This is a genomic window from Sphingopyxis sp. (assembly GCF_035998905.1).
GTDB lineage: Bacteria > Pseudomonadota > Alphaproteobacteria > Sphingomonadales > Sphingomonadaceae > Sphingopyxis.
On record NZ_DASYHG010000015.1, the window covers coordinates 297,553 to 312,609 of the forward strand.

Here is a 15,057-nt window from a genome sequence, read left to right on the forward strand (position 1 = left end):
ATCTGGAGCGGGCGAAGGGATTCGAACCCTCGACCCCAACCTTGGCAAGGTTGCATATTTACGTTTTTACTTGTTTTCCGTTGATTGCCCCTGACTACCAAAATCCTAATAATCCGACAATTTTTTTCGATCTAGCTTCCTGCAACCATCGGCAAACATCTTCGCGGTGGTAGCCCGGTGGTAGCCCAGAGAGAGAAAATATGCTACATACCCGCCCATGAAAACGAAACTCTCAAAGACCGCAGCGGAAGTCGCCGAAGCCCGATCGAGCCGTTACAATCTATGGGATTCGGAGATTTCCGGATTCGGATTACGGGTGACCCCGACAGGTATGAAAACCTGGGTGGTGAAGTACAGAACCGGCGAAGGCGGCAGGAGCGCGGTAGCCCGATGGTACACAATTGGCGGATTTCCAGAGATTTCTGCATCGGATGCGCGAAAAGCGGCCGAGATCGCGCTCGCGCGGGTGCGTCTCGGGGAAGACCCAGGAGGTGAGCGCATTACAAAGCGCACCGAAATGACAGTGGCGCAAGCCATCGACTTTTATGAGCAAGAGGGATGCTTCATTCAGCGCGGCATTCGGCAGGGCGAGCCAATGAAGCCGATGACGAAGGCTTACACTCTCGCGCGCCTCCGTCATCATGTCGTGCGGTTGCTAGGCAAAAGGCGCGTCACCGAGATCGACGAGGGCGACATCACGACATTCGTGCGCGACGTCAGCGCCGGAAAGACTGCCCGCGACGAGTGGATCATCGATCCCCAAACAGGCAGGCGCAAGCGCGTCATCGTGCGCGGAGGCGAGGGCGCCGCGCGCAAGGTCGTGCGCGATCTGTCGGCGGTGTACTCGTTCCTAAAGACACATAAGCGGAAGACGCGTGTCACGCATAACCCGGTCGAAGACGCAAGCGTCCGGAAGACGGACAACAAGCGGACGCGCTTCCTCTCGATTGAAGAAGTGAAGCGACTAGGCGCGGCGCTCGACGCGGTGGAAGCCGAAGGCGCGAACGCCAAGGCGGTGAATATCGCGCGCTTGTGGGCCCTGTCCGGCTGTCGGCGAAACGAGATTGCCGAGTTGAAATGGTCCGAGGTCGATCTCGAACGTGGTTTGCTGATCTTCGACGATTCGAAGACCGGCCGAAGCGTTCGCCCACTTGGCGCGGCAGCCACCGCGCTTCTCGAGGCCCTGAAACCCGAAGAGGCCGAGGGCTATGTGTTTCCGGCGGAGCGCGGCGATGGCTTCTATCAGGGGACAAAAACCGTATGGCAAGCGGCAATCAAGAAAGCCGACCTGCCGGGCGTGACTCCGCATGTCCTGCGGCATACGCTAGGCAGCACCGCCGCTTCGGCGGGTGAAGCGCTCCTGATGGTCGGGTCGCTGCTGGGACATGCAAATGCCCGATCGACCGCCATCTACGCGCACATCTCGCATGATCCGGCCCGCATGGCGGCCGATCGTGTAACCACCCCGATCGCAGAAGCATTGGGTCGGCCCGTTCCAGCGCGGGAGGGAAAGCCGGAAGTTGCCGCAGTGGCTTAATCGCGCCCTGGTCTTCGGGGCGGGATGTCGAGTTGTTCAGTCTCCGCCACGACGACCGGGATCAGAAAATGATCACCGTCAGGCTTCCGTATTGGACCGTCCGCGCCGCGCAGGCGCGGTCTTCGCGGAGGGTTTCCGGCCGCCACCGCGCCCTTTGGTGCCAAGGCCGATCTGCTTAGCGAGCGCACGGCGGGTTTCGGCGTAGTTTGGGGCGACCATCGGGTAATCCTTCGGCAGGTTCCATTTGATGCGATAGTCGTCGGGCGTCATACCATAGTGCGTCATCAAGTGACGGCGCAGCATCTTGAGCTTCTTTCCGTCCTCGAGACAGACGATGTAATCTGGTTTCACCGAAGACCGGATCGATACCGCCGGCTTCTGTTCTTCAACTGGTTCCTCGGCCGGGCCGCCAAGTCCTGCGAGCGCGCCATGCACGCGCGCGATTAGGTCGGGAAGATCCGCCATGCCAACGCTGTTGTTCGATACATGCGCCGCGACAATATCGGCGGTCAGCGTGAGCAACATATCCTGAGTGCCTTCGGCCATGGGCAATCTCCTCTTCTGGCGCCGCCCTATCAGCCGCCCGACTATCCGGCCATGATTATTCGACGGACAGAGTATCGCGCCGTGCGCCCTGAAAGGGCACGCGGCGCACAATTTTTTTGAGACGCTGTTTATCGAACGAATGGGCGACGGCAATTTGCCGTCGTCCATTCTGGTTACGCAGCCTCGCGCTGCGGTTCGTCCTCGTCCACTTCTGCCGTCTCTTCGGTGAGAGCTACGGCCGTGCTCACCCCGCCGCGCTCGGTGTAGGCGGCGAACGGAAAGGCCATCCACTTCGGCACCCACCCTTCGACCTTGGTGCGGCCATTGCTCCCGTCCAGATGATCGCGAACGATCGCCTTCAAGGTCGTGCCCCTCTCTTTGGCATTGGCGGCGGCAACCGCGTCCCCACCGACCTCGGCGACTAGCGCGGTCAGCACCTCCTTGTCGCGAAGCCCGTCGAAGAAGGCGTCGTCGGCGTTCCACCATGCCGCCATATCGATACCGATTTGGAGGCCCACGGCCTCGACGACCGCGCTCCCGGCGCACAGAGTTTCGCCCATGACGATAGCGATCACATCCATCACGGCACGGTCGGGCAAGTCGAGCAGTCGCTGGAACAACTCCGCGAGCGGCATCGAATTACCACTGGTTACTGTCGGCTCCTCGGCATCGAAACCGATCAGTGCTAGCACCGCGCGCCGCTTCTCGTCGAACACAGCCTCGGCCCTGCTGACCTCGACGCTTTCGCGCACATCATCATCCTTGGCCGACTGCGGCTCGACCCGCACATTCCAGAGCGGCGAACCCGCGATGGCGTGGGCGACCATCAAGCGCAGCGCTGTGGCCGGATGGCCGGTCAGTTCAGCGCGCACGGCGGCATGGCGATGAAGATCGACATAGGTCTGCATCCGCGAAGTCAGTTCCGGACGCGAGGCCTTCGGCGCGGCCTCGATCTTCTCGCTCTTTTCGAGCCGCGCCGCTTCCTTGGCCGTGACATAGCCCTCGTGGATGTCGACCTCGCCGCTATCGCGGACTTCGATATAGACACGCCCGCCCTTGCGCTTCGCCGCGTGACGATGTTCCCATTCGCGAAAATAGTCGCCCTTGGCCAGAACGACGACCTCGCTCCACCCCGCGTCCAGAAAGCACGCCCGCCGTCCCTCGACGGCGACAAGCTGCGCGGTCCAGAAAGCATCGCTGTCCGCGAAATAGCGCTCGTCGCCGAACAGGTCCGCGATGATCGCGAGGCCGCTCGCCTCGACGTCGAACAGGGCATGGGCCGCGCTGATCGCGCCGCCGCCGAACAGCCAGTTCTTGAGCTGCTGACCCTGCGGGCAATAGGCATCCGCGTCGTCGAACAGCGCCAGCCATGCGCGCTGCCGAGATTTGGATGCCAACGTCAGATGCCGCACCGTGCCCGCGCTGATCTTTTCCTTCGCGTAAAGCGAGCGGATGCGCGGCAAGAGATTGCCGAGCGCGAGGATGCGCTTCACCATCGCCTCGGGCATTCCGAACGTGTCGGAGATGTCAGAAACGCTCCGGCCCTCGCGGACCAGCCGCGTATAGGTGACCCATTGCGTGACCTCGTCGGCATCGCGTCGCGCCACATTCTCGATCAACGAGGCTTCGAGCGCCGCGGCATCGTCGCCTTCTTCGAGGATCGCGCAGGGGAGCGGCTCGGCGTCGCCCTTCTCGCCCGCGACGATGGTCGCCGCTGTGAAGCGCCGCGCGCCAGCCACGATCTCGAATGCGCCCTCGGCGCAATTCGGACGGACGATGAGCGGAACGAGGATGCCACGCGCACGGACGGTGGGCAGAATATCCGCTACGTCGGGCGCCTTCTTCGCATAGCGCATGTTGGTCTTGCTGATCGACAGCTTGCCAAGGTCGATAAAGTCGAGTTTCATTGTCTTCACCTTTCTTCTAGAAGGTGCCGGTCCGTCGAGTTTCGCGATTGGGCGGACCGGCTTAGGTTCGGCGGCGAGACGCGCCGCCCGCGTCTGCCTCAGTCCACGGACTTCGGAAGCTCGTCGCCACGCGCGGCACGGCGGAAATTCTGTTCGGCGGTGATGATCGATCCCGCGCGGCGCGCCGCAGCGGCCCAGCCCGACAGCGGAACCTCGGACGCAAAGCCCAGATCGCGCTCGATGCCGAGACCGAAGGGCAGTCGCACCGACGCCAGTTCGGACAGACTGAACGAACCGAGTTCGGGACAGCCGAAACCCAGATCGGCAAGCCCGAACAGCGTATCGCCATCCTCGCCCAATTCGGTCGCAAGCCATGTAGCCGCGCCGACCGGTGAGAAGAATTTGGCAACCGGCACGAAGTCCGGCTCGACTGCCCCCGCCTTCACGGCAGCGCGCCGCGCCTCGTCATTCGCGCGCAAGGCGGCATGCAATTCAGTGGACAGGAGCTTGCCCCCACCACGGCGTTCGTTGGTGTTTCCCATGTCATCCTCCATTCCCGCCCCCTAACCATCAGGCCCCCGGCGGAGCGGGGGTGGGCGGCGAGAACGACCTGCCGGGCGCGGCCAGGAAGGCGGCCCGCACCCGAAGGGCTGGAACGAAGAGGAAGAGCCGCGCAGCGGCTTGCGGGACGCCGGGACGCGCCCAGAGGGGAGAGCCGGCCAACCCAGCGACAGACGGGAGGCCGATCGACAACGCCGCCGCGTGCCACGCGGCGCCGACATGATCGTCAGCGACGAAAACCTATCCGCCGTTCCGGCGGATAGTGAGAAGGAACGCGCTCTCGGGCCGGCCGCAGGCGGTGGGGCTTGCGTGCGCAGATGTGCTTAGCCGCCGCACCGCCAAGATAGCCGGACCGAGTGCGCAGCGCGGTCAGGACAGACGCGCGATCCCTTTCGGCGCCTGCCGCCGGCAGCGAGCGCCCATTTTCAACCGCGCAAAATTTCCGGGGCGTCGCGGGGCGGCCAGCTCCTGCGGAAGGGGTACGGACGGACTATAGGCCGGTCGTGAGGGGAAGGCATTCCCCTCTCTAACTCTCGTTGGCCAAGAATGAGTCGGTTAAAGACGATACCATCATCGTGCTGAAGAGGAGAGATAGGGTCGTCACCTGTGCAACATTGGCGCCTTCGGTTTGACTTAGCGACAATCGTCGGAATTTCTTTTCAGTGCATCCCCTGCCCAAGCTAATAGTCATTGTTCCTTGTCGCAGCGAACGCCGGTCGACCGGCCATCGGGGCATCGCACCAGCACCGAGAGCTGCCCTCAGGGCCTTTCGCGCGGATGCAGCCGCCACCCCACTGCTCCACCTCGAACACGGCCAGTTCCCCGTTGGACTTCCTGCTCGATCGGACCTGCAAAATCAGCCGGTTTCCCAGCAGCTTCCAGTCAGCTATCGCCTCGTTACCCACGATGAAAGTGCCGTCGCCGCCGAGGACCATCGCGGGTTCAGTTGGTGAAGATGCTGATCGCTCCGGCGCTGCCGCCATCGGGCGCGATGGTATCGACGACGACGCTCTGCGGGCTGAGCGGACGCCAGCGGCACAGGACGCGTCCGCGCGCGCGTTCCTCGTTACAGAGGATCTTGCCGGCTTCGTCGCGAACGCGCAGACGGAGCGGGGCCGGAAATTGCGTCCGGGCATAAACGATCGCGGGCGCGCCGCCTTCGAAGCGCATGTTGATGGACCCTGGGTCGCCGGGCGACCGGACCATTTTCTGCCGTCCGCCTTCGCGTCCGCGGTCGATGCCTGGAAGCCTCGCCAGCCGGTCGAGCAGACCCTCGCGGCTGTCGCCCGCATTCTCGGCCGCCTGCCGCGCTTCGGCCAGCCGCGTTTCATAGTCGATCGACGCGACGCCCCCACCGGGCAGGAAAACCTGTCCTTTCGCCCAGCTCAGCATCTCGGCGGACGAGACCAGCGCCTCGGCGCGCTGCTGCGGATCGGTAGCGGAATAAGCCTGTTCGCGCGCGACATCCGCCTTCGCCAGCCACTCGACAGCGCTGGGCGGTGCCTCCTCCGCCCCCGCGAACCCCGTCGCAAGAACGCCCGCGCCCAGCCCGGCGAATGCCATCGCGGACCGACGCAAGGACCGGCGCCATTTCATTTCCTGACGGGATTCGTCAAATGCATCCATAGATGAATTAGCCTAGTATGAAACAATCCGGGGGGAAAGCGCAGGCTATGCATATCGCGATACTCGAAGATGAAAGCTACTGGATTGATTGCATTCGCCGGACACTCGACGCCGCTGGCTGGCAAGGCAGCTTCTTTCGTACCGGCGAGGATTTCCTCGCGGGCCTTGGCCGCAACGCGTTCGATGCCGTGATCCTCGACATGCATATCGCGAATTCCCCGATGACGGGCGCGGACGTGCTGTCGCAGCTTCGCCGCCAGAAATCGTCCGAACCGATCCTGATGCTGACCCAGTTCGCCCGGCAGCATAGCGCCGCCGCGGCGCTGGACGAAGGCGCCGACGATTATCTGGCCAAGCCCTTCGACGGCGACGAACTATGCGCCCGGATTCGGGCGATCCGGCGACGCATCGCGGTGGCCGACGCCGACATGGTCCACGCGGGGCCCCTCCACCTCAGCCGCCAGTTTCGGTGCGCGCACTGGTTCGACCGCCGGATCAACCTCAGAGGACAAGGCTTCGACATTCTGCTGATGCTGGTCGAGGCGGATGGCGACATCGTCACACAGGACGCCTTGTGGCAGCGGGTGTGGGCCAAATGGAGGAACCTCGACACCCAGGCCCAGCCAATCCAGGCCGGGGTATCGCGGCTGCGCAAGGATATAAGGGAAGTCACCAGTTTCGAGGTCGTGGCAACGGTACCGGGGGTCGGTTACAGGCTGGCGCTCGGGTGATCGAGCAACTGTCCCGCTGGACATGGCGACGCGCATTGCCGTTATTGGCGCTGCTCGCGATCCTGCCGGGTGCCGCAGCGCTTTTCCTTGTCACCACCCGCGACCAGATGATGCGTAGCGCGGAAAACGAAGTAAACGCCGATGTCGCGGCGCTGACGCGGCTGACCGACGTCGACGGCGTCGTCACCGCGATCGAGGTTCTAGAAGACCGGGGCGCCCGCGGTGCGTCGGGCGGCTTGGCCTATATGCTGATCGACCCTGAAAATGGCGCGACGCTGGCCGGCAACATGGAAAGCTGGCCCCGAAGCATCCCGCGCGTTCTCACCGGAAAACCGATCGTTGCCGCCGGCGAGTCGCCGGTCCTGATCGGTCGGGTCATGCTGCTCGACGATCACTTCCTGCTCTTCATCGGGCGCCGGATCGAAGGTTTCGCGACGCTGCGCGATCAGACGATCCAGGTGGTCGGAGGCATTACCGTCATCATCCTGGCGGGCGGGCTGATATTCGCCTTCCTTTCGATCCGTGCGGCCGAAAAGCGGATTGCGGCGATCGAAGCGACGCTTACGGCTTTCAGCCAGGGTCGGCGTTCCGTCCGGATCGACGATCGCCGCCACGACCCGCTGGGCCGGGTATCGGCACGCGTCAACGCCCTGCTCGACCTGGTACGCGAAAAGCTACGGCATCATGAGTTGATCGCCGAACAGATCGCGCATGAATTGCGCGGGCCGGTGGCAAAGGCAGCGACGGCGATTCAGGGACGCCCGGGCGATCCGGCCAAGGCCTTTCTGCTGGCGCGCGGGACGATCGATGGCCTGTTGCAGATGATCGACGGCGTCCTGTTCATTACCGGGATGCGCATTCGCGACCTGAAGGTCGAACGCGTCCCGCTGCACGAGGTCGCCTCAGAGATCGCCGAACTCTTTGGCGAGGTCGCCGAAAGCAAGGAGATCGAACTTGAACGAAGCCTGCACCCCGCTTTCATCATGGGGGAACGAGCGCTGATCGAAAGGCTCACGGCAAATCTGGTTGATAACGCGCTCAAATATTCACCGCCGGGAAGTGCCGTTCGCCTGCGGGTCCGGGCCGATGCCGATGGCGCGCTGCTGGAAATATCGGACAAGGGGCAAGGCCTTGCCAACTTTCCAGAAACGCCGGGGATGCTGCTCGCGCGCGGGCAGGCGACACAAGAGGTCGCGGGAACCGGCCTGGGTCTCGCGCTGGTGCTGCGTATCGCGGAACGCCACGATGCGCAGGTTCACTTCGCCGATCGCGAGGGCGGAGGATTGATGGTCGCGGTTCGTTTCGCGCCCGAATCCGCAGGGGTCCCGGGGCCACCGGCAACATAGGAAAGCGCCGCCCAATAGCGCGGATGCCGCCAGCGGCCCGAGGGATCATCGCGCAGCGCGATGGCGGACTCGCGCAAAGCGTCGGCCAGATCGATCCCAGGATCCGCGCCGACCCGGGAAAAAAATTCGCGCATCTGAACATGCGCGGCGGCATCGTCGAGCGGCCAGTGGCTCACCAGCAGGTTGCGCGCGCGCGCCAGGAAAAAGGCCCGGGCGAAGCTGCTGAGGGGGTCCGCGTCCCCCGGCATCGCCGTCGCCGTGTCGCAGGCGGTCAGCACGATCAGCGGATGATCGAGACGCAGGCTGCCGATGTCGGTGAGCGACAACAGCCCGTCATTCGCCGTCGCTCCCGCTTCGGGCGCCAGTTGCAACGCCGGTTCGACGACCGGGCCGGGCAGACGGGTGCTGTGCGTCGCGAAAATGATGACCGCGGCCGACGCGACCTCCGGTGCCGTGGCCAGCCAGCCTTTCGTGGCCGCCTCGCCCTTGCGCACCGTCGCCGCCGCGCCGAATATGCGCGCCAGATCGTCGAGCTGGCGTTCCGCGCCGACGAGCAGCGGCAGCGATGGATCGGCGGAGCCGACCGCGCCGAGAGCCACAATTCCTCCAGCGGCCAATCCCGGTTCGTTCCCCGCCGTGATGCTCGCCACCGATGGCAAGCGCGTGATCCGAAAACGGTCGACGATCCAGTCGCCATCCCAGCGCAGCAGCGATAGCGGCAGATGAGCCAGCGGACCGGACTGGACCACACGCAGGCTCCGGATTTCGGCGAGCTGACGGCCGAAAGGACCGAACAGATCCTGTCCCAGCCGGTCGGCGGCGTCGCGGTCGAAGGCACCCGGCCCCGCCCCCCGCGTGTCCATCTGACCGCGCACGATTTCGGCTGACCCGGACTTCAGCGAGGCATTGAGCGAGGCAATCGCGCCGTCGAACTGTTCCGTCGACAGGCCCGCCCTGCGCCACCAGATACCGCGCGACGTGACAAGCCACATATGGTTGGCGTGCTCCGTCGGCAGCGTCAGGAGCAGCGCCTCATCGCGCCGCAGGTCCCGCCGAAGCGCGGCGGTGTCCAGCGGGACCGGCCGCAGCGCGACTTCATAATCGGGATAGTCCGCGCGAATCCGGTGGCTCAGCGTATCGAAACGGAGGCGGGCCTCGGCGAGGCTGGTGGCGGTATAGCGATGGTCCTTGCCGTCGGGATTGTCGCGGAGCGCGCGGATCAGATAACGCTCGTCCTTCACAATCTGCCGCGCGAGCAGGAAGCGCTCGCGTTCGAAGGCCGCCAGCCTGTCATCCCCCGCGCTGATCGTCGCCTGCACGAGGTCGCGCGCGCGGATCGCGGCGCTCCGGTGCGCGCGCTGCGCGGCGGCGAAGCTGCGCAGCGCGGCCTCGCCTTCGCTCATCTGCCCGGCATCGAGCAGCGCCGCCACGACGTCGATCTCGGTTTCGGCGATGTTGCACAGGCCCTTGCCGGGGCCCAGCCCGCCCGCCGAACCGAAGCTGTCGATCGTCTCGCGCGTCAGCGATTGCGCCGCCGCCGCTTCCAGCAGCGTCAACGCTTCGCGCAGCGTCGCGGGGTCGCGCGCCAGGAGCTTCGCAAGCCCGGCGCGCAGGTTCAGCGTCTGACAATGCGCCGCCGGAAGCAGTTTTTCATATCCAGGCAGAACGGCGCGATAGAGGGTGATCGCTTCGCCCCGCTTGTCGCGCTGGGCGAGAATGGACGCCAGCGCGGCCTGGATGTCGAGACGCAGAAGCGCATTCGCGGTGACGAACCCGGCGAGCGCCTGCCGCGCTTCGACCTCGGCCTCTTCCAACCGGCCGGACGCCTGCAGCGTTTCGGCCATCGTCAACCGGGTCTTGGCGATAAGCGCGGGATCGGCGCCCGATTCCCGGCTGCTCGTGTCGAGGACCGACAGCGCCTCGCGCAGCAGCGGGATCGCTTCGCCGGGCCGCCCCTCGCTCACCAGAAAATCGGCGTAGGCGACGAGCGTGAAAGGCTGTTCGCGCGCCGGCGCCAGTCTGCGGGCATAGTCCATGTTGCTGAGGAACAATTGCTCGGCGGCGCGGGGGCGGCCCAGCGTTGCGAGCGTTTTGGCAAGGCCCAGTTCGGCCCGGCGCGTATCGCGACTGTCGGGTCCCAGGCGTTCGAGATAGATGGCATAGGATTCGCGCGATAGCGTTTCCGCCTCGTCGAAGCGGTTGAGCTGACGCAGCACGATAGCACGGTTGTGGAGCGTCGTCGCCCGCACGGGATGCGTGGCAGGATAAAGGCGCGACTGAAGCTCGATAACCCGGGCGGAGAGCGCGGCGGATTCTTCGAGCCGGCCCTGATTGTCAAGATTACGGGCCAGATTGTTGAATTGGGAGGCCAGAAGCGGCGCGCTCTCCTCTCCTCCCTTTTCGGCTATGGCGATGGACTGCCGATAACGATCCTCCGCTTCCTTGTAGCGGCCCATATAATCCAGCAGCACCCCCTCATTTCCCAGGCTGATAGCCAGATCGGGGTGCTCGGGACCGAACAGCTTGCGCGTGATCGCAATATCCCGGGCGCGAAGCACGGCGGCTTCCTCATAACGGCCACGGCGCAGGTAGAGCGATGCCAGCAGGCCGGACGCCGACGCCATAGCTTCGCTGTCGGGCCCGTCGGTGGTTTCGGCGGCGGCAAGAAAAGCCAGGCCTTCGACTTCGACCAGCACATCGTCCTGCGCGTAAAGGCCGCTGTCGAGCAGTTCGTTCCAGAGCTGATAACATGACCGGGGCGGCAGGTCGGTACGCGCGCGGCACGCATCGAGCTCCGTCTTGGCAAGCCGGGTCGAGGTACGAAAGTCGCCGGCCTCATAGGCAGCGGTATAAGCGGCGCTGGGCGCGACCATCACCATTTCCGCCTCTGCGGCGTCCACCGACGCGGCCCAGACGATGCTGGCGAATCCCAGCAGCATGGATAAATTGGCGAACGGCAGACCTATGCGATCGCCATTCGGCGCGCCCCTGAATTTCGTCATTGTCACCCCCAGCCCCGTCTATTCCGAAAAGTCTGGAGTGACAAAAGGGACGCGTCAATCGTCTATCCGCCACGCCTCCGGCACGGCGGCAGAAACAGGTCGTCATCAGGTCGTCGAAGAGGGCGACCGCCATCGGTCAGGCTTCTTGCCGCCGTTCCGGCTGCGCAAAGGGCCGAAGAGGCGAGATAGCCCAGGGACGCTGAGCACCCTATCGCCCAAACTTGAAGTTGCGGACCTGTTTCACCCCAGCCCATTGCCATACGCTCGATCTTCGCCTTCGGCTGGCGCGGCGCCGTTCTGATTAGCGCCTGCCCCGGAAAGCCTCCCGTCACCAAAGCCAGCGGCAGTCTTCCTGACGAGTTTTGTCAAGTGCTTGGACGCTGCGGTCGTTCTAAAATGAGGCCGATCAATGCGCCCCCCGGGGGGGGGGGCGGTTGGGCCGTGGTGAGGGATGAATAGAATGAAATGGTCAGGCAATTTATCGCCCTGGAAATATCATCGCCGGACAAAGCGCTGCAACTGGCCACCCTACCCCGCCTGGAGTATGATCTCTCTTCGCGCTGACGGTATCGCCTCACCCCTTCGGAGGCCGAGGACGATGTCCAGGCGGAGCCACGCCAACTGTAGCAGGTGGCCCAAGTTGATTTTGGTTTACCGCACCTCTCCTTCGGATCGATCGGCCCGTTCCTATTGGCCGGACACGAAGTGAGAGTGAACGGAATGGCGCGCTATCAGCTCCAATTGATGGGAGCCTTTCATTTGATTGCGCCAGACGGCCAGCGTCTTAGCGTAGCTAGCAAAAAGGCAGTTGCGCTGCTCGGTCTGCTTGCTTGTGCCAGGACAGGCGAGCGATGGCGCACGTGGCTTCAAGACAAGCTTTGGGGTTCGCGCGCGCTGCCGCAAGGACAAGCCAGCCTGCGACGGGAATTGTTTCTTTTGCGGAAGCTGACGTCTACCTCGCCGTCGCCGCTGATAGAAACCACATCGCGGTCGGTTCGACTCAATCTGAATGCAATTGATATCGACATACGAAACAGAGCGATTTCTACCCATTATCCGGCGGAATTTTTGGAGGGCATAGATATTGCCGGGGAAGAATCGTTTGAAGAATGGCTGAGGGAGATGCGAAGTAACATATCCCAGTTCTCCGAGACGATCTCCAGGGGAGGCGAATCCTCAGAGCATCGCTTCGGGACAACGAATGGGACCCCGACGTCAGAATCTCTTTCAATGTAGAAAAAGACCGTTGCACAATACGCCAGTATGCGCAGGCCGAACGCCACCTGCAAAAAGAAAAATACCGCTGACGTAGTCCGCCAACTTTACTGTTCAGGGGATCGATACCGGACAACGTGATAGCGGGATGAATACGGGTGCCTCAGTCACCAACCGTTCGCCAAATACTAAGTAATATGATTTCTCTTTGTCTCATCGCCTATATGCGCCCTCGCACACACATCAAAAATCGATGCTCCACCCATGACGATCATCACTGATTTCTTGGGCCACACTTACGAGATTCCTGCGCATTTCTGTCAGCCAGCCTTCGAAATGATCTTCGCCCGCCACTTCAAGCCCCTCGAGGAATTCCGCAGAGTTGAGGTTCAGATTCTGCCGGATATCGACATCGATGTCGGCGAGGTTGAGGCGAACGACCCGGAAATCGGCGCGCAGCAGCGAAATGCCGTAAGGAGCAGTCAGCTTCCGGACACGATGCAATTCGCGTCGCAGCCCGGCTTGCGCCCGTTGCGGATCGAGGGTGCCCCATAATTTTTCCTGAAGCCAGGAACGCCATCGCTCACCCGTCGGCGCCGTGGCAAGCAATGCGAGCAGGGCCATCGCCTTCATGCTTCCGAGTTCGAGACGCTCTCCGCTAGGAGCGAGCAGCCTAAACGCGCCGAGAAGCGACATCCGGTATGCCCGCTCGCGCGGTTCCCAGTATAGCGGGCGGACCTTGTTGGCGGCACCGACATCGGAACTACCAAAAAAGTTCAGATGCTCTTGTGAAGCGATGGAATTCGGCATGAACGATATCCCCCACGTCGAAGAATCGAGCAGGCCTCCCGAGAAACCGGAAGGCCGCCCCACAATTCGACCCACTGATATTTGCGCCCTGCCGCGAATTGAGCCCCCCGGCCATCCGCGTTGTCGCTTATGACATTCCAGATATTTCTTTGTTTTTCCACCTAGAAAACATTGCAGCCTCGAAAGACCGATTGCAGTCGCCGTACGATCCGCAGAACCGACATGCTAAGGAGTAGCCCGGTCACTCGGGCGCCGCTCCAAGTCGCTGCAGAAGCGGCATAAGACGGGTCGATACCTCTTTGCGTATTTTCCCGATTTCTTTGATATTCTCCTCGGCCGTATCCAGGGTTTTGCCATCGCTGACCAAACGCTCGCCCTGCGCCGAGAGCCAGCCCCAGACCGTTGCCTCAATCTCCTTTTCTCCATCCCACAAGGCGAGCAGGACGAGCTGCTGTACCCGCGTTACGCTGACAGCAGCGCCAATCCGCGGTGCCGCCAGATTATTCGCGCCGGCTGTGTATCTCGAGCGTCGGCAAAGCTCATGGTTGAGCGCCTGCGATGCCGCTATGTCCTGATCGGCTGTCGCGGACTGACTCGCAGGCGCTATGTCTCCGCGCCCGGTCAGCACGAAGAGCGCCTCCGCAAGCTGCCCCCGCGTGACCCCATTCTTCGCCAGCGTATCTGCAAGCGCGCTGAACGAAATGACCGCGCCCTTCGCTTCAAGAAGCGCCTTCCACACAGGCCGGTATATTTCCTCGCGCAATGTTGCCGAGCCGGCGGGTGTCGAAAGCGACAACGGCAGTTCCTTCAAATCGGCCAAGGTCAGAAAGCTGTATTCCTCTAGCCGATCGGCAATCTCGGCGACCGTCATCTGGCGCTTGCCTTTGACATAGATGTCGCGCCGAAACTGGCTGTTGACGAGATAATCGCGTGTTGTTTCGTACAGCGCGGGATCCGAAATGCCCGCAAGAAGCTCCTGACAGTGCGATGGCACGCCTAGCCCCGGCATGTTGTCGATCAGATTGGCCGATGCGGCGAAATCCATTTTGGCCTCGGCAAGGCGCGCCGATACCTCGGAAAAGGATTCAGGCAACCAATGCCGGTTGAAATATTCGTGCGACACATAGTTGCGGTCGAGCTTCCCGATCGCCTGCACCATGTTCCCGATCGTCGGATATTGGGCGAAATAGCCCGTATTTGTATCGACTAGACGCTGCGCGAAATGGAGCGAATCTTCAACACGGGCAAGCAGCCCGCCCGTCGCCGCCTTTTCAGCATGGAGGCTGAGTAGATGACGCAGCGGTTCGATCGGAGCCCAGCCCGGCTTGCAATTATAGCTCACGTACAAAATGCCGCCTGGCTTTAGCTTCGTGCGGACAATCTCGACGATGGCGTCTCGCGCTTCGCCGCTGACCCACGACCAGATGCCGTGTAAAGCGATGACATCGAATTGCGGCAGATCTTCGCGGCGAGCAAACTCTTCGAAACTATCGTCAAAAATGCGCACAGGCTTTCCGCTCGCTCGCGCGACTTGCGACGCATAGACGGTCTGCGAAGGGTTGAAGTCCGTCCCGAAAAAACAGCCAGAAGAGGTCGCTGCATTGATGTTCAACGACACGCCCTGACCGAAACCAAGCTCAAGATAATTGGGACAATCCCCGACGTCGTGAAAAATGCCCCGTGACAGCAGCGCGAACTTGAGCCGCACCGGCGCGAGTTCCGAGAAGTATCCATAAATATAATCAACCTCCGAAACATAGCCCGCATTCCACATAT

Annotated in this window: 11 protein-coding genes; 4 read left to right on the forward strand and 7 right to left on the reverse strand. The window is 62.8% G+C overall.

Features of this window, described 5'->3' with window-relative positions; genetic code table 11:
- Positions 1 to 217 precede the first annotated feature (217 nt).
- Entirely contained in the window at positions 218 to 1,537 is a 1,320-nt protein-coding gene (locus VGN62_RS06890) for a site-specific integrase (protein WP_327452157.1), read from the forward strand.
- Between the two features lie 78 nt (positions 1,538 to 1,615).
- Here VGN62_RS06890 and VGN62_RS06895 read toward each other — a convergent pair whose 3' ends face one another.
- The 4 genes from VGN62_RS06895 to VGN62_RS06910 all read right to left on the reverse strand — a co-directional run bounded on the left by VGN62_RS06895 (position 1,616) and on the right by VGN62_RS06910 (position 6,129).
- Positions 1,616 to 2,083, reverse strand: coding sequence for a MucR family transcriptional regulator (locus VGN62_RS06895; protein WP_327452159.1), 468 nt, complete (start codon positions 2,081 to 2,083; stop codon positions 1,616 to 1,618).
- A gap of 173 nt (positions 2,084 to 2,256) precedes the next feature.
- Positions 2,257 to 3,990 carry a ParB/RepB/Spo0J family partition protein gene (locus VGN62_RS06900; RefSeq protein ID WP_327452161.1) on the reverse strand — a complete coding sequence of 578 codons (1,734 nt, stop codon included), beginning with the start codon at positions 3,988 to 3,990 and terminating at the stop codon, positions 2,257 to 2,259.
- 98 nt (positions 3,991 to 4,088) lie between these two features.
- Positions 4,089 to 4,532, reverse strand: coding sequence for a DUF2958 domain-containing protein (locus tag VGN62_RS06905; protein ID WP_327452163.1), 444 nt, complete (start codon positions 4,530 to 4,532; stop codon positions 4,089 to 4,091).
- Between the two features lie 961 nt (positions 4,533 to 5,493).
- A complete protein-coding gene (locus VGN62_RS06910; protein ID WP_327452165.1) occupies positions 5,494 to 6,129 on the reverse strand; it encodes a hypothetical protein in 636 nt (211 codons plus the stop codon).
- 95 nt (positions 6,130 to 6,224) lie between these two features.
- Here VGN62_RS06910 and VGN62_RS06915 point away from each other — a divergent pair, with 95 nt between their 5' ends.
- Together VGN62_RS06915 and VGN62_RS06920 are read left to right on the forward strand one after the other, a co-directional pair.
- Complete coding sequence (locus VGN62_RS06915; protein WP_327452167.1) at positions 6,225 to 6,908, forward strand: response regulator transcription factor; 684 nt, start codon at positions 6,225 to 6,227, stop codon at positions 6,906 to 6,908.
- A 983-nt stretch (positions 6,909 to 7,891) separates the two neighbouring features.
- Positions 7,892 to 8,254 (forward strand): ATP-binding protein, encoded by a 363-nt coding sequence (locus VGN62_RS06920; RefSeq protein WP_327452301.1) that lies wholly within the window; start codon positions 7,892 to 7,894, stop codon positions 8,252 to 8,254.
- Here VGN62_RS06920 and VGN62_RS06925 read toward each other — a convergent pair.
- Positions 8,164 to 11,256 carry a CHAT domain-containing tetratricopeptide repeat protein gene (locus VGN62_RS06925; protein ID WP_327452169.1) on the reverse strand — a complete coding sequence of 1,031 codons (3,093 nt, stop codon included), beginning with the start codon at positions 11,254 to 11,256 and terminating at the stop codon, positions 8,164 to 8,166. The two genes, VGN62_RS06920 and VGN62_RS06925, sit on opposite strands and share 91 nt — an antisense overlap.
- A 720-nt stretch (positions 11,257 to 11,976) precedes the next feature.
- On the opposite strand from VGN62_RS06925, the gene VGN62_RS06930 reads away from it, so the two are divergent.
- Entirely contained in the window at positions 11,977 to 12,492 is a 516-nt protein-coding gene (locus VGN62_RS06930; protein ID WP_327452171.1) for a hypothetical protein, read from the forward strand.
- 222 nt (positions 12,493 to 12,714) lie between these two features.
- Here the strand turns inward: VGN62_RS06930 and VGN62_RS06935 are convergent, their stop codons facing one another.
- Together VGN62_RS06935 and VGN62_RS06940 are read right to left on the reverse strand one after the other, a co-directional pair.
- Positions 12,715 to 13,281 (reverse strand): hypothetical protein, encoded by a 567-nt coding sequence (locus tag VGN62_RS06935; protein WP_327452173.1) that lies wholly within the window; start codon positions 13,279 to 13,281, stop codon positions 12,715 to 12,717.
- Positions 13,282 to 13,522: 241 nt separating this feature from the next.
- Entirely contained in the window at positions 13,523 to 15,055 is a 1,533-nt protein-coding gene (locus tag VGN62_RS06940; RefSeq protein ID WP_327452175.1) for a class I SAM-dependent methyltransferase, read from the reverse strand.
- Positions 15,056 to 15,057: the final 2 nt, after the last annotated feature.